This window comes from Halomicrococcus gelatinilyticus (assembly GCA_024227995.1).
GTDB lineage: Archaea > Halobacteriota > Halobacteria > Halobacteriales > Haladaptataceae > Halomicrococcus > Halomicrococcus gelatinilyticus.
The window spans coordinates 79,304-97,411 of the sequence record CP100465.1; the positions used below are offsets into that span (position 1 = coordinate 79,304).

21 protein-coding genes are annotated in these 18,108 nt (G+C 64.1%); 11 read left to right on the plus strand and 10 right to left on the minus strand.

Going from position 1 to position 18,108, the window contains the following annotated elements:
• Window positions 1–44 precede the first annotated feature (44 nt).
• The 3 genes from NKT36_RS00385 to NKT36_RS00395 form a co-directional block, all read right to left on the minus strand.
• Window positions 45–626, minus strand: coding sequence for a S8 family serine peptidase (locus NKT36_RS00385; protein ID WP_327051972.1), 582 nt, complete (start codon window positions 624–626; stop codon window positions 45–47).
• Between the two features lie 122 nt (window positions 627–748).
• Complete coding sequence (locus NKT36_RS00390; RefSeq protein WP_327051973.1) at window positions 749–2,005, minus strand: ABC transporter permease; 1,257 nt, start codon at window positions 2,003–2,005, stop codon at window positions 749–751.
• Entirely contained in the window at window positions 2,005–2,763 is a 759-nt protein-coding gene (locus NKT36_RS00395; RefSeq protein WP_407652188.1) for an ABC transporter ATP-binding protein, read from the minus strand. Before NKT36_RS00395 ends, NKT36_RS00390 begins: the two co-directional genes overlap by 1 nt.
• 748 nt (window positions 2,764–3,511) lie before the next feature.
• On the opposite strand from NKT36_RS00395, the gene NKT36_RS00400 reads away from it, so the two are divergent.
• From NKT36_RS00400 to NKT36_RS00410, 3 genes are all read left to right on the plus strand, one after another.
• Window positions 3,512–4,255: a halocin C8-like domain-containing protein gene (locus NKT36_RS00400; protein WP_327051974.1), complete on the plus strand. Its 744-nt coding sequence runs from the start codon at window positions 3,512–3,514 to the stop codon at window positions 4,253–4,255.
• A gap of 48 nt (window positions 4,256–4,303) precedes the next feature.
• Window positions 4,304–4,576, plus strand: coding sequence for a hypothetical protein (locus NKT36_RS00405; RefSeq protein ID WP_327051975.1), 273 nt, complete (start codon window positions 4,304–4,306; stop codon window positions 4,574–4,576).
• 208 nt (window positions 4,577–4,784) lie between these two features.
• The gene (locus NKT36_RS00410; RefSeq protein ID WP_327051976.1) at window positions 4,785–5,045 is read left to right on the plus strand and encodes a hypothetical protein; all 261 of its coding nucleotides are present in this window, start codon (window positions 4,785–4,787) and stop codon (window positions 5,043–5,045) included.
• Window positions 5,046–5,445: 400 nt separating this feature from the next.
• On the opposite strand, the gene NKT36_RS00415 is transcribed toward NKT36_RS00410, so the two are convergent.
• Window positions 5,446–6,762, minus strand: a complete 1,317-nt coding sequence (locus tag NKT36_RS00415; protein ID WP_327051977.1) for a methyl-accepting chemotaxis protein — start codon at window positions 6,760–6,762, stop codon at window positions 5,446–5,448.
• 319 nt (window positions 6,763–7,081) lie between these two features.
• On the opposite strand from NKT36_RS00415, the gene NKT36_RS00420 reads away from it, so the two are divergent.
• The 3 genes from NKT36_RS00420 (at window position 7,082) to NKT36_RS00430 (ending at window position 8,740) form a co-directional block, all read left to right on the plus strand.
• The gene (locus NKT36_RS00420; protein WP_327051978.1) at window positions 7,082–7,429 is read left to right on the plus strand and encodes a hypothetical protein; all 348 of its coding nucleotides are present in this window, start codon (window positions 7,082–7,084) and stop codon (window positions 7,427–7,429) included.
• 280 nt (window positions 7,430–7,709) lie between these two features.
• Window positions 7,710–7,907 (plus strand): hypothetical protein, encoded by a 198-nt coding sequence (locus tag NKT36_RS00425; protein WP_327051979.1) that lies wholly within the window; start codon window positions 7,710–7,712, stop codon window positions 7,905–7,907.
• A gap of 347 nt (window positions 7,908–8,254) precedes the next feature.
• Window positions 8,255–8,740: a hypothetical protein gene (locus NKT36_RS00430; RefSeq protein ID WP_327051980.1), complete on the plus strand. Its 486-nt coding sequence runs from the start codon at window positions 8,255–8,257 to the stop codon at window positions 8,738–8,740.
• A gap of 185 nt (window positions 8,741–8,925) precedes the next feature.
• On the opposite strand, the gene NKT36_RS00435 is transcribed toward NKT36_RS00430, so the two are convergent.
• Entirely contained in the window at window positions 8,926–9,186 is a 261-nt protein-coding gene (locus tag NKT36_RS00435; RefSeq protein WP_327051981.1) for a copper chaperone, read from the minus strand.
• Between the two features lie 281 nt (window positions 9,187–9,467).
• On the opposite strand from NKT36_RS00435, the gene NKT36_RS00440 reads away from it, so the two are divergent.
• Complete coding sequence (locus NKT36_RS00440) at window positions 9,468–10,730, plus strand: DUF4382 domain-containing protein (RefSeq protein ID WP_327051982.1); 1,263 nt, start codon at window positions 9,468–9,470, stop codon at window positions 10,728–10,730.
• An 81-nt stretch (window positions 10,731–10,811) separates the two neighbouring features.
• On the opposite strand, the gene NKT36_RS00445 is transcribed toward NKT36_RS00440, so the two are convergent.
• The 5 genes from NKT36_RS00445 to NKT36_RS00465 form a co-directional block, all read right to left on the minus strand.
• Window positions 10,812–11,510: a potassium channel family protein gene (locus NKT36_RS00445; protein ID WP_327053407.1), complete on the minus strand. Its 699-nt coding sequence runs from the start codon at window positions 11,508–11,510 to the stop codon at window positions 10,812–10,814.
• A gap of 123 nt (window positions 11,511–11,633) precedes the next feature.
• Entirely contained in the window at window positions 11,634–12,059 is a 426-nt protein-coding gene (locus NKT36_RS00450) for an NUDIX hydrolase (RefSeq protein WP_327051983.1), read from the minus strand.
• A gap of 244 nt (window positions 12,060–12,303) precedes the next feature.
• Entirely contained in the window at window positions 12,304–13,119 is an 816-nt protein-coding gene (locus NKT36_RS00455; protein WP_327051984.1) for a cupredoxin domain-containing protein, read from the minus strand.
• Window positions 13,120–13,188: 69 nt separating this feature from the next.
• Window positions 13,189–13,593 carry an ester cyclase gene (locus tag NKT36_RS00460; protein WP_327051985.1) on the minus strand — a complete coding sequence of 135 codons (405 nt, stop codon included), beginning with the start codon at window positions 13,591–13,593 and terminating at the stop codon, window positions 13,189–13,191.
• Window positions 13,594–13,773: 180 nt separating this feature from the next.
• On the minus strand, window positions 13,774–14,205 hold the full coding sequence (locus tag NKT36_RS00465) for an ester cyclase (RefSeq protein ID WP_327051986.1): 432 nt from the start codon (window positions 14,203–14,205) through the stop codon (window positions 13,774–13,776).
• A gap of 221 nt (window positions 14,206–14,426) precedes the next feature.
• Between NKT36_RS00465 and NKT36_RS00470 the strand changes: the two genes are divergently transcribed.
• The 4 genes from NKT36_RS00470 to NKT36_RS00485 all read left to right on the plus strand — a co-directional run bounded on the left by NKT36_RS00470 (window position 14,427) and on the right by NKT36_RS00485 (window position 17,941).
• Complete coding sequence (locus NKT36_RS00470) at window positions 14,427–14,855, plus strand: ester cyclase (protein WP_327051987.1); 429 nt, start codon at window positions 14,427–14,429, stop codon at window positions 14,853–14,855.
• Between the two features lie 238 nt (window positions 14,856–15,093).
• Window positions 15,094–16,998 (plus strand): bacterio-opsin activator domain-containing protein, encoded by a 1,905-nt coding sequence (locus NKT36_RS00475; RefSeq protein WP_407652189.1) that lies wholly within the window; start codon window positions 15,094–15,096, stop codon window positions 16,996–16,998.
• Between the two features lie 143 nt (window positions 16,999–17,141).
• Complete coding sequence (locus NKT36_RS00480; protein WP_327051989.1) at window positions 17,142–17,315, plus strand: hypothetical protein; 174 nt, start codon at window positions 17,142–17,144, stop codon at window positions 17,313–17,315.
• Window positions 17,316–17,407: 92 nt separating this feature from the next.
• Entirely contained in the window at window positions 17,408–17,941 is a 534-nt protein-coding gene (locus NKT36_RS00485) for a hypothetical protein (protein ID WP_327051990.1), read from the plus strand.
• The last annotated feature ends 167 nt before the right edge of the window (window positions 17,942–18,108 follow it).

Consider the following 18,108-nt stretch of genomic DNA (forward strand, 5'->3'; position numbering starts at 1 on the left):
TCACGGAGGAAGAAGCCCAGAAGTTCGACGGCCAGGCTCCCCCGTCAGGGCCGGGCGGACGTCACGGCACCGTACGTGTCCAGGTACCCCGAGCCGTAGTACTTCTCCTCGTACTCGTCTGGCACCGATGCAGTGCGCTCGAGGACGCTCTTGACCTGGTTCGCGTTGAATTGCGGGTTCGCGCTCTTCACCAGCGCGACGGCGCCGGCGACCTGCGGTGCAGCCATCGACGTGCCGGCGTACCAGTCGTAACCGTAGGTAGCACCCAGGTACTCGCCCGTCTCCTCGTCGAACTCCGGGACTGCGATGGTGTTCACCACGAAGTCGCGGTCCCAGGGTACGCCCGTTCCGATCGCGTCGAGGTCCGCGTTGCTGCCGGGCGCTCCCAGGTCGACGGCGTTCGTGCCGTAGTTCGTGTAGAACGCCGGGGCGTACGGTGGTTCCACGAGTCCGTCCTCGCCCCACCGGAATCCGATCGGCCCCGCCGCGCTCACCGTCAGGCCGCCGGCGGTCTCCGAGGAGTCGCGCTGGTCCTCGTCGAACTGGAGCGTGCCACGATGGTCGCTCGCACTCCGTGCTATTTTATAACTGCTTCCTCCCTTAGAAATATAAAATAACGCGACCATAATATTATAAGCAATTGTTCCGTGGTGGATTGATCCGGGGGTGAACTCGGAGAGATGAAGCGACCAGATGGCACGCTACGACACAGTCGCAAATCACTCCGGAGGGATACTGCACTGGCCGTTCACTCGTACCGAAGTGCTTCGATCGGATCGGTTCGGGCACCGTTCCACGCGGGGTAGAGCCCTGCGACCACGCCGACGACGATCCCCACGATGACGGCGATGCCGGCCCACTCCAGCGGGAACGTGAACGGGAGATCGAGCACCCGCGTCGCCCCGTAGCCGGCGAGGACGCCGACCACGATTCCCATGACGGAGCCGATCACGCCGAGGACGACCGCCTCGACCAAAAAGAGCTGGAGGACGTCGCGATTCTGGAATCCGACGGCTTTCATGATCCCGATCTCGCGGGTGCGTTCGGTCACGCTGACCAGCATGATGTTGGCGATGCCGATGGCACCGACGACGAGCGAGATGACTGCGATGCCGGTGATGAACCCCGTGAACGTGTCCAGGATGCTCTGGATCTGCTCGACGAACTCCTCGTTCGTCTGGACGGACGTCTCGTACGACGACGGGAGGAGTTCGCGCGCGTCGGAATCAGACTCGAGGTAGGTCGCGACACGCTCTGACACGGCGTCGACCTGTTCGTACTCCGTTGCCACGACGGTCAGCTGCGAGTAGACGCGCTGGCGGTCGCCCGTCGACGGGCTCGCGAGCCGGGTCTGCACGAAGGGGTCGGTCGGACCGTACACCAGCGGTCGGCTGAGACCGCCACCCGGCTGGAAGCCACCTCCGGACGGCGCTTCGAGGATGCCGACGACGGTCGCGTTCACCGTCTCACCACTGCTGTACGTGATCGCCATCGTCTCCCCGACCGAGACGTTCTCCTCGAAGACCGTCGCCGCCGCGTTGTTGAGGACGACCTCGCGTTCGCCGAGCGCGAAGGCACCCCCGGCAGAGAAGTTCTCTCGTCCTGTTCGTTCGAAGTAGCCGGGCGTGGTCGCGACCATCGACGAGAGGCCGACGGTCTGGTTGCGGAACGCGACGCCGGAGAGCGAGACGCTTCCCTGTGGAACGACCGCTTCGACTCCCTGGAGGCCCTGGATCTCCTGGACGTCGTGTTCGGTGAAGACCGTCTGTCCGCTCTCTATCCCTGGACCTCCCTGCGCGCCTTCCGGCTGGGTCGTCACGGTCATCGTCGGTGACTGCCCGGCGGCGACGTCACCGATGACAGCACTCTCCAGGCTTGCCCCGAGCATGACGAACGTGATGACTGCCCCGACGCCGATGACGACCCCGAGCGTGGTCAGCGTCGAGCGGAGGCGGTGACCGCGGATCGACCGCCAGGCCATCCGGAAGCTTTCGAGGGCGTCCATCAGTCGACCTCCCGGTCGTCGACCGGTGTGCGTCGCGGTGACTCGACGGTCTCGATGCGCTCCAGTCTGCCGTCGAGGAGGTGGAGTATCCGGTCGGCGTGCTCGGCGATCCGGCGCTCGTGGGTCACCACCAGCAGCGTGTTGCCGGCGGCGTGGAGGTCGGCGAAGCGGTCCATGATGGTCGCGCCCGTCTCGGTGTCGACGTTGCCCGTCGGTTCGTCGGCCAGGAGCAGCGTCGGGTCGTTGACGAGCGCCCGGGCGATGGCGACCCGCTGGCGCTGCCCGCCCGACAGCTCGTTCGGCAGGTGGTCGGCGCGGTCGGCCAGCCCGACGCGGTCCAGCAGCGTCTGTGCGCGCTCGGTCCGCTGGTCGCGAGCGACGTCCCGGGCGACCATCGGCAGGGCGACGTTCTGCAGGGCGCTGAGTCGCGGCATCAGGTTGAACGTCTGGAAGACGAAGCCGATCTCCTCGCCGCGGAGCCGCGTTCGCTCGCGGTCGGAGAGGCTCGTCACGTCCCGACCGTTGACGACGACCGTCCCGTCGGTCGGCGTGTCGAGACACCCGATCAGGTTCATCAGGGTGCTCTTGCCGGAGCCACTCGGTCCCATGACCGCCGTGTAGGAGCCACGCGGCAACTCGAAGGAGATGCCGTCGAGGGCGTGGACGGGCTGGCCGACGCGATACGTCTTGCGCACCTGCTGAACGGAGACCGCCGTCTCGTCGGACGGGGCGGTCGCTGTCGTCGTGGAGTCGGTCACGATGCTCCCCACCACCCTGGTTGCAGACCGTTTGCTGGCACCGACGACGGTACGGCACCGACACGGATATATCGTCGTGGTGCGGTCCGCCCACCAGCCCCTGGCGCTTCAGCGGTCGAACGTCGACCGGCATCCGGTCGGCTCGAACGCCGCTTCCCGTCACAGGTGTCACCGCTCACGTTGTTTCGACGCGTTCGAAGCGATACGTTCGGACCAGACCATGCTCGTCGAGGAGACGAACGGCGTGGCCAGTCGACGCCGACCGGATAGCTGTCGGTTGCTACGGAGGTGACAGCGAATCGTCAATTCAGGCCTGGACTGGAATCAGAACAACAGTTTTGCGCTCTTCCTCATAGAACAGCAATATTGGACCCCGTTCCTCGATGCCCCACTGCAGACAGGGCGTCAGATGCTGCTCATCAGCGTGGAACCGGTGCCTGAACGGCTCGAACCGGTACCGGTCGAACACTGCCCCCTGACGTCACACCCGTCGCGCCCCTCCGTGACCGCGCGATAACAAGCCGTCGCATCGAACGCTCCGGCCTTGCTGCACCTTCTATCGTGACGCCGAGCTAAGTCACTCGCGACACCGGTCCGCCAACCGCGCTAGTTCGAGGATGGTTTGCCGTGCCGGTGGGTATCGTCCCGTTCTGAATCGGTTCCGGCGGCATCGATACCGAGTATCAACCATTAGTATATGATTAGCTACAATACATTTTTATATTTTTATTTTATAAGTGTGTATGAAATGTCGGAAACTAACGGCCACGACGGACTCAACCGTCGAAAGGTACTGAAAAGTATGGCTACAGTAGGAGCAGTAGGTGTTGCTGGGATAGGTGCCGCTGGTGGTAGCCAGGCAAAGGATGCTGACCCTGACGTAGAGATAGAGGAGATAAGTGGTAAAAAGAAGGGCAAGATACTTGCGACGATACAGGGAAGCGAGGAGTTCAAGTTAGTGTCGAAGAAGATGCGGGATAACGGGGAAGCGAAAATTGAACCCACTCCAGATGTGTTCAAGTCCTTCGATCAGGACGATAACGCGTATTATATCGCTTCATACGTCCTAGATGATGGCAAGCCTCGAAAGGAAATCACTGCTACGACCCAGGATGGAGTGGTTTCAGCTACTGGTTCTGTGATGAGTTACAGCGACGGTGAACCCGAGCGTGTGAAACAATACATCGCCGAAGATGAATCGATTCGCGTCGATAAGGCAAAGATCAACCAGGACTCGATCGAGCCAACCGGTGAATTTGGAACCGCCGACTATCCTGATGTTTGTCCTTACTGTAAGGGGGCTGTTCCGATAGCGTGCTTTATCGGCTGTGCGGGAGGAGTCGGAGCTATTTGCGCTGCTCTCAGTGCTGCTGCACCAGCAGGCGCCACCTGTTTCGGCGTGATCGGCAAACTCTGTAACACGATTACGCGAACGGGATGCTCCGGAAATAACGCACAGACGCTCTGTGAAATGGCTGGTCTCTGCCAGTAATACATTTGTGCCTGCCACCAATAGATATCACGCTATCACGATGTCGTGATGTTCCCTGAGAGAAACATGGACTGGGAAAACGCAAAGAATCCGCTTCTGTATTTTGTCTTAATTATCGTTCCGTTAGGGATAATATTGGATTATGCAATATTGCCCAACATAGATAGTGGTGAGATGGAGCTTGTGGTGGTGTTTCTATATTTCACTATACTGTTCTGCCCAACAGAATATCTTTATAATGCCGACGTGAACCGTGCAGTGAGAGATGGACTCACTTATGCAGTGATACTCACCATCCTGTACCGATTTTACATGCTTTGACTTCTGTCCTGCAGTCGTTTGCTTTACAGCGCAGTCGAATTAGACGAGCCTCTTCGTTGGGTGTCGACACTAATAGCGGTGCCGGCAGAACGAATCCGGGGAATTAGAAGGTACCCTTTTCCAGATCGAGTGAGTACGACTCACTACAGCGACCCATGGGCGTTCGACAGTGAGATAGAGAAACGCTGGGAAGTGTCAAATACATCAGATGGGACGAGACGAGATTCACAAGTTGACGCTGGGCGCGACAATGATCGTGATCGGTATCGCACCTGCTGTACTGTTCCTCCTCAGAGCAGTTCCAGGGATAGTGTTCGTGAGCAACGTCGGCGGGGGGACGGACCAACTCGTCTTCGACAACCTCGTCGTTCAACTCGTTCTGAGTGGATTTGGACTCTTCCTCGCAGCGATGGGTGTCTTTATCATCAGATACGGACAGCCAGAGTCGCCGGGCCAGGACCTCTATTAGTCGATTCCGACGCAGTTCGATACGTCAGGATTGATTCGACGCGTGAAAGTCTCCTCCTGGGTAGCGAACCGTTGGGTCGGCCTTCGCAGTAGCCGATGCTGCGACCGGTGCTCAGCGGCCGCTTCGCAGAACGACAGCAGACGACCCTCGAAATCCCGTACGACTCGGGTCTTCGAGTGACCCCGGATACTGTCGGGTGAGCACGTCTCTGGATCGCCAGACGCGTCTTCGTCGACGTTCAACCGGTAGCTACGGTAACGGACGCGTTCGTCGAGCCGTATCGGAGGGTGGACGCGGCGTGAGCAGTTTCAGGGCTTCGTTTCGCTCGTTCCGCAGTGCTCTACCGCAACACGTCCCGTCGAGCGGACGGCGACTGTGCTGAGATAGCGACGGAGCGGCGTTACTCGAGGACGTCCTCGATGTCCTGTTCGATGGTCAGGATGCTCTCCTCGATGTCCTCGACCATCATCGTCTGCTCCTCGTTCGCCGCCGCGACGTTCTGGACGGCTCCGGCGACCTCCTCTCCACGGTCGGCGACCGAATCGACCATGCTCGCGATCTCCTCCGCGCTCGCGGCCTGTTCGTCGGTCGCGCTCGCTATCTCGGTGATCCCGGAGTCCGTGTCCTCCAGCGCGCTCAGGATCTCCTCCTGGTTCTCGACGACGGTCTGGATCTCCCCGACGACGGCACCGATCTCCTCGTTCGTCGTCTCGACGCTCTCGACCGTGTCCAGCGTGGTTCCGCGGACGTCCGAGACGATGCGTTCGATGTCGTCCGCCCGTTCTTTCGACTGTTCGGCGAGGTCCTTGATCTCCTCGGCGACCACGGCGAAGCCGTCACCGCTCTCGCTGGCTCGCGCGGCCTCGATGTTGGCGTTGAGCGCGAGCAGGTTCGTCTGGTCGGCGATGTCGTTGATGACGTCGACGATCTCGTCGATCTCGTCGATGCCCTCGGCGAGCTCCGTCGCGTCGTCCGCGACGCTGTCTGCCTCCGCCGCCACTTCGTCCATCGTGTCGAGCGTCTCCCGCGCCGCGTCCGCCGACTCCTCGGCGAGCGCCTTCGTCTGCTCGCTCTGGCTGCTGACCTCCTCCGCGCTGGAGGCGATCTCTTCGACCGTCGCACTGAACGTCGACACCTCCTCCTGGACTTCGGTGAGGCTGTCGGACTGTTCCTCGGCGAGTTCGCTGATCTCCTGTGAGTTCTCGGCGACGTCGGTCGCCGAGTCGTTGAGTTCCCCGACGGCACTCTCGACCTCGTCGGTCATCTGGTCCTGGAGGTCCTGGATCTGCTGTTGCTGTTCGATGAGCGTCGTCACCTGGGTGAGCACTTCGACGGCCCCGACGACGTCGCCGTCCGGGTCCGCGATCGGGACGCCGAGCGCACGGGCGTGCTTCGTCCCGTCAGGCGTCTCCGCCGACCGGATCTCGTCCTCGCGGATGACCTGGCCGGTCCGGATGACTTCCTCTGCGAGGGTCTCGTCCTGTCCTTCCGTCCCGAAGACGTCGTACGCGTGTTGCCCGACGACCTTCTCCGCCGGGTAGCCGGTGAGGGATTCGGCGCCGTCGTTCCAGCGCGTGATGTGCCCCGTCTCCTCGACGACGAACGCCGGCTCCGGGAACGTGTCGACGAGCGACCTGAACGCGGTCCTCCAGAAGGCGGTCGCATCGGTACCTGCTTCCGGTTCGACACTGCGCGTGTTCCGAGTTTCCGCAGACATTTCTCGACTGGTAGACTTATCTAACACCATATATATGCCCATGAACAGGCCATGGTCTAGCGTACCAGTCGTCGTAGAAACTTCGAAAGCAACCGGAACAGTTCGGGCGGGACGCGGGAGTCAATCTCCGGGACTACGGGAGGTTAGCGTCGGCCTACGACCGGCGACCGATCGAACGAACCGTCGTGGTGACGGCGACTTATAGAAAAGGGTTGTCCACGGTTGCGTGACGAGGTATCTCACGTCCGGTCTCCAGCGCGTGAGAATCGAACGAACGGTTATTGCCCGTGAGCGCTAGGTGCTGGTGAGGGGTTTCACGATGAGTCAATCCGAGTCCGGGGCGCGCTACGAGAGGCGGAAAGCAGCACTGGACGCGATTCCACCGGTCGAACAGTCGGTCGAGGACGGCGTCCTCAACGTCACGCGCCGCTTCCGTGGGCTCACGCTCGAACAGGCCATGGGGTATCTAGAGAATCTCGGCGGAGAACGCCGAAGCGACGCCGAAATCGAGGGCGAGGGATGGCGGGCCCACCTCTCGTCGGAGAAGGTGCCCGTCGGGCCGTCGTACCGACTCACCGAAGTGACGGTGACGTGGACCGGGCAAGAGGCGGTCGCCGAACCGGTAATCCTCCACTTCCGACTGAAAGCGTTCCGCGCACCGGGATAGGGTGTGTCAGTTCCGACCGGCCGCGGACACTCGCCGGACGTCTCGACGCGTCGTTCGTCAGTGCTCGTGGTCGAGCGCGGCAGTTCGAGCGTCGTCCGTCCAGTTTCGATCCGCCGTCATTCGTCACGGTAGCTGGACAGCTGAGCCTGTCATAGAACGCTCCGCACGGCAGTTCATTTCAACTGGAACCGTTGTGAACCAGCTAGTACGTAGCTATGCGAAGTCACCATCGCTCGCCACAAACGCTTATCCACTTCAATCTCTTTGCTCAAGGCAAGCGATGGGCATTTTCAACAAGCTGGGTCGACAGGCCGAACAGTTCAAACAGAAAGCGAAAGAGGCTGCCGAGGAGCATGCCGACGCCGAGGAGAAGATCGACTACCAATGCCAGAACTGTGACGCACAGTTCCAGACCGAGTACGACGAGTGTCCGGAGTGCGGGGCTCAAGAAATCACCTCACGACCACCTACTAACTGACGTTCTGAGCGCCGATACTCGAAAAGAAACGGACGATCAGCCCCGCAACTGTATCGGTCATTCGCGGATGAGCACGGCAAGGTGTGTGGACGTTTCTATGACACGCCGGGACAGCTAGCTGGAACGGTATCGGAACCGAGCCGTCCGCACAGCGCGGAAGTGACAGTGACCCGACTCCGACACGATTGCGCGACGTCCGCGACCCACACTGGATGAACGGACAGTTTTGATTGGGGTCACAGTTTCGAATGGGCTCACAGGGGAGGTATACCCACCATGAGCCGTATCGGCAGGTAGAAGACGGACGCAGACAGAAGACATATTCCCCATTCGCGTAAGAGCCTGCTATGGTCCCCTTCCCGATGCTCGGTCAAGAGCTCACCGGGGTGGTCGTACTCTCGTTACTTGCGTTCGCCCCCGGCGTCGTGGCGGCCGTTCTCTGGAGTCCGTTCCTCCTGTCGGCTCGCCTCAGGTCGCTCGTCCGTGCCCTGCCACCGCGGCGATTCCCGCTCGTCGCCTATCTCGGGGTGATGGTCGGTGGATCGGCCCCGTACGTCGTCGGCTTCGTTGTCACCCTCTCCAGAACGGCCGACGCGAGTGGCGCCGTCATCGCCAACGCGATTTTGAACGTGACCGTTCCTCTCTCGGTCGGCTACGTTGTTGGCATCCCGATGCTGGCGGGACTCGTCCTTCCCCGCATCGGCCTCGACTGGGACGCGACGGGCTACAGGCCCGGAACGTGGGCGCTACTGGTCATCGCGAGCGCCTGGTACGCCGCCCTGTTCGCCGTCCCGCTGTTCCTCGTGGCGCTCATCGTGGCGTTGCCAACGTAGCAGATGGGCGAGTTGGGCCGTGGCGCGATCAGTTCGGGTGAAGACTGTCAGAGACGGCGCTCCAGCAGAAGCGTGCTTGTTCGCCCGGACGCTCGAAGCGGTTCTGGAAACGAGTACTGATTGGTTCGGGCGATCGCCCACGGTCCCGATCGTGTCACCCGGCGGGTGTCCGGAATCCACGGAGCCTACGAGTATCCGACGAGGAGCACTGCGACCCCGCCGATGGCGAAGAGCGCGCCGGTGGCAACGGCCAGCTGTTCACCGCGGGGGACGAGCAGTTCGGCTGACACCACGACGGTGATCGCCGCCATCCAGACGAGGTTCATCGAACCGACGACGACCATCAGCGCCCCACGACAGTTCCTGAACCCCGCCGACTCTATCTTCGGGGACGACGGCTTCCGCACCGGTCCCCGGATGAGCGCCACGAAGGGGAGGAGTGTCACGCCAGCCCCGCGGTCTCGCCCGGCCGCAGACTGTCAATCTGCGTGATAGCTACGAGCAAGTGACGGCCGTCGAGAAGCGATTCGTTCCGATAGTGGTTGGCGATTCGCGGGGTTACAGACCGACTAAACCGTTGAACCGTCGACGTCGATATAGCTCCCCGAATCCCTGGAAAACGGCCTGCATGAATCGTTACGAGCGCGTGTAAACAACGATGAATGGAGTAAATCGAGTCGGACGGTTGTCTATCTTGAAGTACGGACAGGGCAGGTACTCGACTCGTATGGCACGACGACACTTCCGAGCGGTCCTCGTAGCAAGCATCGTCCTCCTCGCCGGCTGCGTGGGCGGTCTCTCCGGTTCGACCGGGTCCCCGACGACGGACGGGGAGCAGACCGACACCACACAGCCCGCGGGGGCGTCCGACGCGGGTACGGTCGCCTTCTACGTCAGCGACGAGAAGAACGCCATCGGCGACTTCCAGCACCTGAACGTGACCGTGACGCGCGTCGGGTTCGAACGCACGTCTGCGGACGGCAGTGCGTCTGCTGACGCGAACGCGTCCGCGAACGCCACGGCTGCGGCCGAGAACGGTACGTCTACAGCTGACAACGGTACGTCTGCAGACGACGACACGGCCGCGGACGGTGGCGGCTGGGTCGAACGCGAGGTCGACGACAGGACGGTCGACCTGACGGAACTCCAGGGACCGAACTCGACGCTCGTCGACGAGTACGCAATCGAGAGCGGCACCTACGGGAAGGTGTTCGTGCACGTTGGCGAAGTGAACGCGACGCTGCAGAACGGCGAGCAGGTCCGCGTGAAGCTTCCGAGCAAGAAGCTCCACATCAACGAGGAGTTCACGATCGAGAACGGATCGCAGGTGGACTTCGTCTTCGACATCGCGGTGCACAAGGCCGGCAAGAGCGGGAAGTACATCCTCAAGCCGGTCATCAGCGAGTCCGGCACGGACGTTCCGATCGAACCGATTGGCGACCAGGAGCGGCGTGACGGACTGAACGCTCAGTTCGTCGGCAACGTCTCGCAGACCGGGAACGTCACCGTCGAGGTGACCCGCGACGGCGAACCGGTCCGGAACGCGACCGTTCGAATCGGCGGAGACGTCGTGGGCACGACTGACGCCGATGGCCGAGTCACGGCCCAGCTTCCCGGTGGGGCGAAAGCGAAGGTCACAGTCGAGAAGGGCGACGACGAGGCGGAACTGGACATGGAGTTCGGCCACGAAGACGAGCAGGACGAGGAGAAAGACGATGGGGACGCGGGCGGGCAGGCAGCTGCCGGACTGAACGCGAAGCTCGTCGGCAAGGTCGTCCCCGGCGAGAGCGCGACCATCCGCGTAACGGAGGACGCCAGCGTCGTCGCGAACGCGACCGTCGTGGTGAACGGCGAAATCGTCGGCACGACCGGTAGCAACGGCGAACTCACGTTCGAGGCCCCCACCAGCGGAAGTCTGGCGGTGACCGTCGAGGCTGGTGACGCGGAGGTCGAACTCGAACACGATTTCGCATCGGACGCGAGTAGCTAACGCGGCGCGGCTCTCCCGGCCGAAAGAGGCCCCGCCGAATCTGTTCTTCCAGGTCGCCGGTGTCGGTCGGCTGTCGCCCGTTCAGAGGTTCGTGCAGACGTGTTCTCCGCTCACGACCTCGGGGATGACCACCTCGTCCGCGCCGGCCCGCCGGGCCAGCGCCTCGTCGCGCTGGTCGCCGGCCCGGACGACGAGCGTGACCGTCGGGGCGAGCTGGCTCGCTGCGATGGAGATCTGGATGTTCGCGTTCGAGTCGTCGATCGCGCCGATGACGGTGTCGGCCCGTTTGACGCCGGCCTCGGTGAGCACGTCTTCGCGGCGGGCGTCGCCGTTGATGGCGAGCACGTCGTCGTCGATCGCTCGCTGGTACTGTGCGTCCTGGTGTTCGACGACGACCACGTCGCGGTCCGCGTCACGGAGCTGGGCAGCGATCGTCTGCCCGAACGTGCCGTAGCCACAGACGATGACGTGGTCGTCGAGTTCTGTGACGTTGCGTTCGAGTTGCATCTGTTCGAGTTCTTCCTGTATCTGTCCGCCGAACGTGGCCGAGACGAGCGTCTCACCGATCCACAGACTGGCAACGACGAGTCCGCTGAGCACCACGATCGCGTAGCCCTTGACGAGCGTCGCCGGACCGTCGTGGGTTCGGAAGTGGAGTTCGATGCTCGTGGGGTCGAGCAACCAGAACAGTGCGTCCACGATGCCGATGCCGTCGAGCGTACTGAAGCCGGCCACGCCCGCGACGACGATGGCGACGAACACCACCACGGGGCGTAGCATCCGGCGCAGTAGCGGGCGCCGGGCGACGGCGCCGACGAGCGTGCGCGGCCAGTTCGTGATCCGTTCTCGTCCTGCACGTGGGGCGCCGTCGGAGTTCGTCGATCGGGCGTCGCTCACGACGGATCACTCGAGGAGATGGACGTAGTCGTCGAGGCCGAGCGCGAACTCGTCACGCGGTGGGAGGTCGACCCACGAGTACTCGAACTCGTGGCCGTTCTCGTCGCCGTCGCCGGTGACGGTGTGCGTCCAGCGGTTGCACGGTTCGTGGACGGTCGCGCGGGAGAAATGCCGGACGTAGCGTTTCGGTGGTGAGCGACGACGCGTCCACGTATCGGTGGTGAGATGCGCCAGGGCACCGACGGCGCCAAGCCCGCTCTCTTCGGCGATCTCGCGCAGTACTGCCGTGCGAGGCTGTTCGTCGGCCTCGACCGTCCCTTTCGGAACCTGCAGTCCGTCGTGGTCCGGTCCCTCGAACACGAGCAGTTCGCGCTCGTTCCGGGTGATGTACGCACACGCTTTCTGGACGTACGGTACGCCGTTGCAGGCCATACCGCGTTATCTAACACCAATTCCAGTCAAAAGCTTTCGGGCAAGGAGTATCTAGGAGTAATAGGAGTACAATCGCCCGAGGGGTCCCTGAAGTGGTTGTGACCACTGGAAGGGTCGCCCGGCCGATGGACGCTCCGATCACCCGGTCCAGTTGCCACGGCGCGCGTCGCACACGCCGTCGGCCTCCCGCCGCGAGGAGGGGGTCGCTCCGGAACGGTCGGCGAAGCGAGCGGACGTCGGGACCCTACCTCTCGGGACTCGGATAGCCGAGTTCGTCGCGCACCGCGTCGAAGGACACCGTTCCAGCTATCTGGATCGCTTCGGGGTCGAGCGCGTCCGCGTCGAGGACGGCCTGTGGCGTCATGTACGGCCACTCGGCGTTCTCGTTCTTCGCGCTGAACGCATTCAGTTCGTGGTTCATCACCTGCTTGCTCCACGGCGCGAACAGCAGTGGATCTTCGCTACCCTCGAACGTCGACTCGTAGTCCGGAACCTCCCCGTCGACCATGTCGTCGACGACGACTCGCGCGGTCATCCCGAACACGTGGTGGGGCGCGCAGAACAGGTCGTACAGTCCCGGCTCCTCGAACCGGTAGAGCCACGCTCCCCCGACGTTCACGATGGGCGACGAGAACGGCGGCACGTTCTTCGGCACCCGTCGCTGGTAGCCGTGTCCGGGATGGTATGGGGTGACGGTGTGGTCGGGCGACCTGAACGTGAACTGCACGACGTCGCCGGCACTGACGTGCAGTCCGCTCGGTTCGAAGTGGGCGTAGAACGGTGCGTGGTCCGCCGATTCCTCGTTCGGGATTTCGGTGTGAAGTTCGACCTCGTGGTCCGCCTCTAGCCCGGCGGGAAGGTCCGCGGCGTCCGGCGTCGCGTACCCGTACTGCGGGTGCATCTCGTCCTCGCCGGCGCTGGCGGTCGCGAGGCCGCTCCCGAGCGAGAGGGTGGCACCGACCCCGAGCGCCTTCAGCAGCGGTCGCCGCTCGACGCCCGGCAGGCCGCTGGTCGATTCGTCCGTCGATTCGTCCGTCGGGTCTCCCGTTGATGCTGTCATTCGTGTGTGCCTCCGTCGGTTCGCTGGTGTCCGTGGTCATGGCCGTAGACAGGTGTCCGCAGTCTGGCGCTACCGTTCTCCCAGTCTCGTAGACCGAGCGGTTCCATCATGCCGACCTCGTCGGCGTTGTACCACTTCTCGGCGGCCTGGCCGTCTTCGATGCGGAGGAGGGCGAGCGCCCGGACGTCGAACGTCTCGCCGGTCGCCCTCCATCGTGCCGCCCTTCGTCCGGTGGACCGCCACCGTGTCGTCCTCCGAGAGCAACGATTCTATCTCGGCGTGTGCGTCGGGAATCGCCTTCAGCAGGTCGCCTGCCCGGTCGACGTAGGCGGCGACGCCCCGGACGGGAGCGTCGACCCCGTGAAGGCCGTGCACGACGACGTCGTCGGCGACCGTCTCCTCGATGATCGCAGGGTTGTTCTCGTTGTATCCCGCGTCCGTGTATCGACGGACGACCGCTGTCGGTGTCGTCATCTCCACTCCCGCTCTCGAACCGAGAGCGTCTCAAGCCTCGATTGGTGTTCCAAAGAAGCGTGCCTCAAAGTAGCACTAGGGCCTGTCCGGGTGCGCGTCCTGCGCCTGACGCAATGAACAACGGCGGGCAGATGGGCGACGGCGGTCAGACGGACGACGGCGGCCGGTCGCCGTAGCCGATCAGTCGCCGTCGTCTACCAGTCCAAGCTGTTCGAAGATTTCCTGCTGGTCGAAGTACGCCCGGTGTTCCTGCACCTCGTCGTCCGCGACGAGGAACTTGGACATCTCGCGAATCTCGACCGTCCGGCCGGTCGGCGGGATGCCGTCGAACTCCCCCTCGTGGGTCATGCTGATCTCGCCCTCGTACATCACGAGACCGTCGTCGGAGACCACGTCGACGACCGTCACGTGGAAGTCCGGAAAGCCAGCGACCACGCCCCGGATGAACTCCGCCAGGCCGTCGCGGCCGTGGACCTCACCGCCGGGTGCGGCCGGGTCGTACATCGCGAACGACTCCGAGACGAGGTCCGGTATCCGCGCGTAGTTCCGTTCGTTCCACACGTCGACGTAGGCGTTGACGAGCCGTTCAGGTTCCGTCGTAGTTTCTGCCATCTGTCAGGTCACCCACGGTCCAGCCACCGTCCGTCCGTTCAAAAAGTGCGTCTCAAAGTAGCACTAGGGCTCGCTTCCGGCGGTATCGGCTCACGGTCTCCGACCCGGTCAGCGGGCGCGTCGACCGCGCTACCACCCGCGCTGGTCGTGCCCGACTAGAGCCACCTCTAGAGGGTGTTGAAGCAACACTGTCAGGTAGTACCGTGCCGGGGCAGAACACCATGACGACACCACAGGCAAACAAAGAACACGTCCGACGCGTCGAGGACATGGTCAACGACAAGGACCAGGCGGTCCTGCCCGAGATCTTCGCCGACGATTTCGTCGTCCACTTCCACGGTGGTCGCGAGGAACTGCACGGGCTGGACGAGTATCGCGACTACCTGACGGAGACGTACGAGGCGTTTCCCGACCTCACGATCGCCTTCGAGGACGTGATCGCGGAGGACGACATGGTTGCGGTCAGGTACTCGGGTTCCGGGACGCACGAGGGGGAGTACGAGGGCATCGAGCCGACGGGCGAGACGGTCGACCTCTCGGGTATGCGCGTCGTCCGCGTCGAGGACGGAGAGATCGTCGAGGCGTGGGGGCAGCGAGACGACGTCGGCGTGCTCGCCCAGCTCGGCGTCGTCGAGCCACCGATGGCCTGAAGCCGGTCGTCCTCGGCGGCCGTCGAACAACTGCCGGGCGGACCGGGCGAGCACCGCGGACGGCGGGGTCTTGCCTGCTCGCTCACGGCGTCACGGCCCGGAGCGTGGGGTGCGGCCGAGACGGAGCTGCCGACCCGGCACGAACCTTGATAAACAGTAGCATGGTAGCTCTCGTATGGCCGAGTCAGCACGTCCGTCGATTGGCTGGCGTGACGTGGCTGCCACGTCGATCGACGGTGTGGGGGTGGTAGCGGACAGCGAGTACGTCTTCGCGAACGACGCGCTCGCGGAGATTCACGGCTACGCCGACGCCGAAGCGCTGCTCGGGACCGCGTGGGCGACGCTGTACCGGCTCGACGCCGAATTCGACGAACGCGAACTGCTGACGCGAGTGCAGGAGACGGACTCGTGGCGTGGCGCGGGGGAGGCACGGCGAGGTGGTGAGACCGTTCCGGTCGAGCTCTCCCTGCGGTCGGCCGAGGACGGCGTCGTCTGCGTCGTCCGCGACGTGCGCGGTCACCACCGGGCACAGCGCACCGAGCGCGAACGGGAACGCTACGAGACGATCGTCGAGACGACCTGCGACGGGGTGTACACTCTCGACGAGAACCTCGAGTTCTCGTACGTCAACGAGGCGCTCTGCGGGATGGTCGGTCGGTCGCGCGACCAACTTCTGGGGACGAACGTCATGGACCTGTTCGTCTTCGACGACCAGCGCGCGCTCGCCGACGAGATGCGCGACCGCGTCGTGAGCGGTGACCTCGGAACTGGCGTGGTCGAGGGGACGACCACGACGCCCGACGGCGAGAGGGTCCACCTCGAAGCACGGTATCGACCGCACCCCCCACCGGACGGCGAGTTCCGCGGAAGCGTCGGGACGATCCGCGACGTCACCGAACGCAAGGAGTACGAGCGCGACCTCCTGCGCCAGCGCGACGAGCTGGAGACGCTGAACCGGATCAACGGACTCCTGCTCGAGGTCACCCAGGAGCTGGTCGAGACGCCCACGCGCGACGCGATCGAGCAGACGGTCTGTGAACGCCTCGCCGAGTCCGAACTGTACCAGTTCGCCTGGATCGGCGAACCGGAGACGGACGGCCACCGCATCCGGTCGCGGGCCAGCGCGGGCATCGACGACGGATACGTCGAGTCGGTGCCGATCACGACCACCGACACCGAGACCGGGCAAGGGCCAGGTGGCCGCGCGCTCCGCACCGGCGAGGTGCAGGTGAGCCAGGACGTCCGCACCGACCCGACGTTCGAACCGTGGCGCGAGGCGGCACTCGACCGCGGCATCCAGTCGGCCGCCGCCGTCCCGCTCGTCCACGGCGACACGACCTACGGTCTCCTCGTCGTCTACGCGACCCGTCCGCTCGCGTTCAGCCGGCGCGAACAGGCGGGGTTCGAGACGCTCGGGAAGGCGGTCGGGTTCGCCATCAGTGCCATCGAGAACCGCAACCTGCTGTTCGCCGACGCGGTCGTCGAACTGGAGTTCGAGGTCACCGACTCCCGACTGGTGTTCGTCCGTGCGTCCGACCGCCTCGACTGCGAGCTCACGGTGACGGGGTACGTCGCGTCGGAGTCCGGCGACTGGAGCGTCTATCTCGGCGTCGACGGAACGCCGCCGTGCGCGCTCGACGAAGTCGCGGCAGACGACCCGGACGTGGAACGGGTCCGGACGCTCGCCGACGGCGGCGACGAGGGGCTCGTGGAGTTCGTGATGAGAGGCCCGGCGTTGAACGAGATAACGGACCACGGTGCGATGCTCACGTCGGGACACGTCGACGACGGACGGGGGCGGTTCCGCATCGAGGTGCCACGGACCACGGACGTCCGGCGGCTGGTCGGCCGGCTACGGTCCACGTACCCCGAATCGACGCTCGTCGCCCAGCGCGAGTTCGAACGCCCCGTCCGGAAGGCGAGAGAGCTCCGCCAGTCGATCGAAGACCAGTTGACCGACCGCCAGCGGGAAGCGCTCTACCGCGCCTACCACGCGGGCTACTTCGAGTGGCCGCGGACGAGTACCGCGAGTGCCGTCGCCGACTCGATGGGCGTCGCGGAGACCACGTTCCACTACCACCTGCGCAACGCTCTCGACGGACTCCTGGTCGTTCTCACCGAAGTGGAGCGCCGGCGACGGTAGAATCTGCGCAGGTGCCCTCGTCTGCGTCGCGAGCGTGGGAGCGTCAGTTCTGGACTATCGACTCCCGGTTCGAGACGAGGAGGGCGGCCGACGAACGGTGTGTACAGAAAACATTTACCACGTCCGCTGGTAGCCCTGTCAGCATGGTTCACTGCCCTGAATGTGACGGCGAGATATCCGAGGAATCGGACGTGGAGTTCCTCGACCTCGACGCGAAGATGGCGGGACTGTTCCGGTCCTCGAAACGATTCTACGTCGTCGCCTGCAACGACTGCGGCGCGGCGATCGGCAGCGGCGTCGCCGGCGGCGGCGGGTGACGACTCGCGCTGACGGCGGTCGCCCGCTCTCCCGTTCGGATGCGGTCGTCGTTGCACCAGTACTACGTGACCGGACACCGAACGATTGAGGTATGGCATCGCCGTCCCGATGGCTCGCTCGCCTGGGCCTCGTGTTCGCGTTCGTCCCCGTGGTCGTCGCCGGCCAGCCCGCGCCGGGCGTCGAGACGCCCTCGGTCTCGCCGCTCGCCCGGGTCGTCGGCGGGGGGCTCTCCACGCTCGTCGTGGGCGGACTCCTGCTGGCTGCCGCACCGGACTACACCGACCGTATCGTCGACCAGATATCCGACGAGCCGGTCGCCTGCTTCGGCTGGGGGCTCGCCGTCCTCGTCCTGTTCGTCGGCACGACGGTCCTTCTGGCGATCACCGTCGTCGGAATCGTGCTGGTGATTCCGCTGGTGTTGGCCGTCGCCGTCGTCGGCGTCGTCGGGAGCGCCCTGGGGTACCTGGCGCTGTTCGGACGGGTCGTCGAGAGTCGCTGGCTCGCGCTGGGCCTCGGGGCGCTGGTGGCCGGCCTCACGAACGTCGTCCCGGTCCTCGGGAGCGTCGTCGGCTTCGTCGTCGGGAGTGTCGGTGTCGGCGCTGTCGTTCGTGACTGGCGGACGTGACCAGACACCGCCACGCGAGGCGACCACGGGCGACCGTAGACGTGTCGTCCCACACGGCCGCTCTTCTCCTCGCCGTCCCTTCACCCGAACCTTCGACACGAGAGTTGACAGTAAGCAGTCATCGCGTGCTGTCGCTGGATCGACCTTATCGATACGAGAGACGTGAG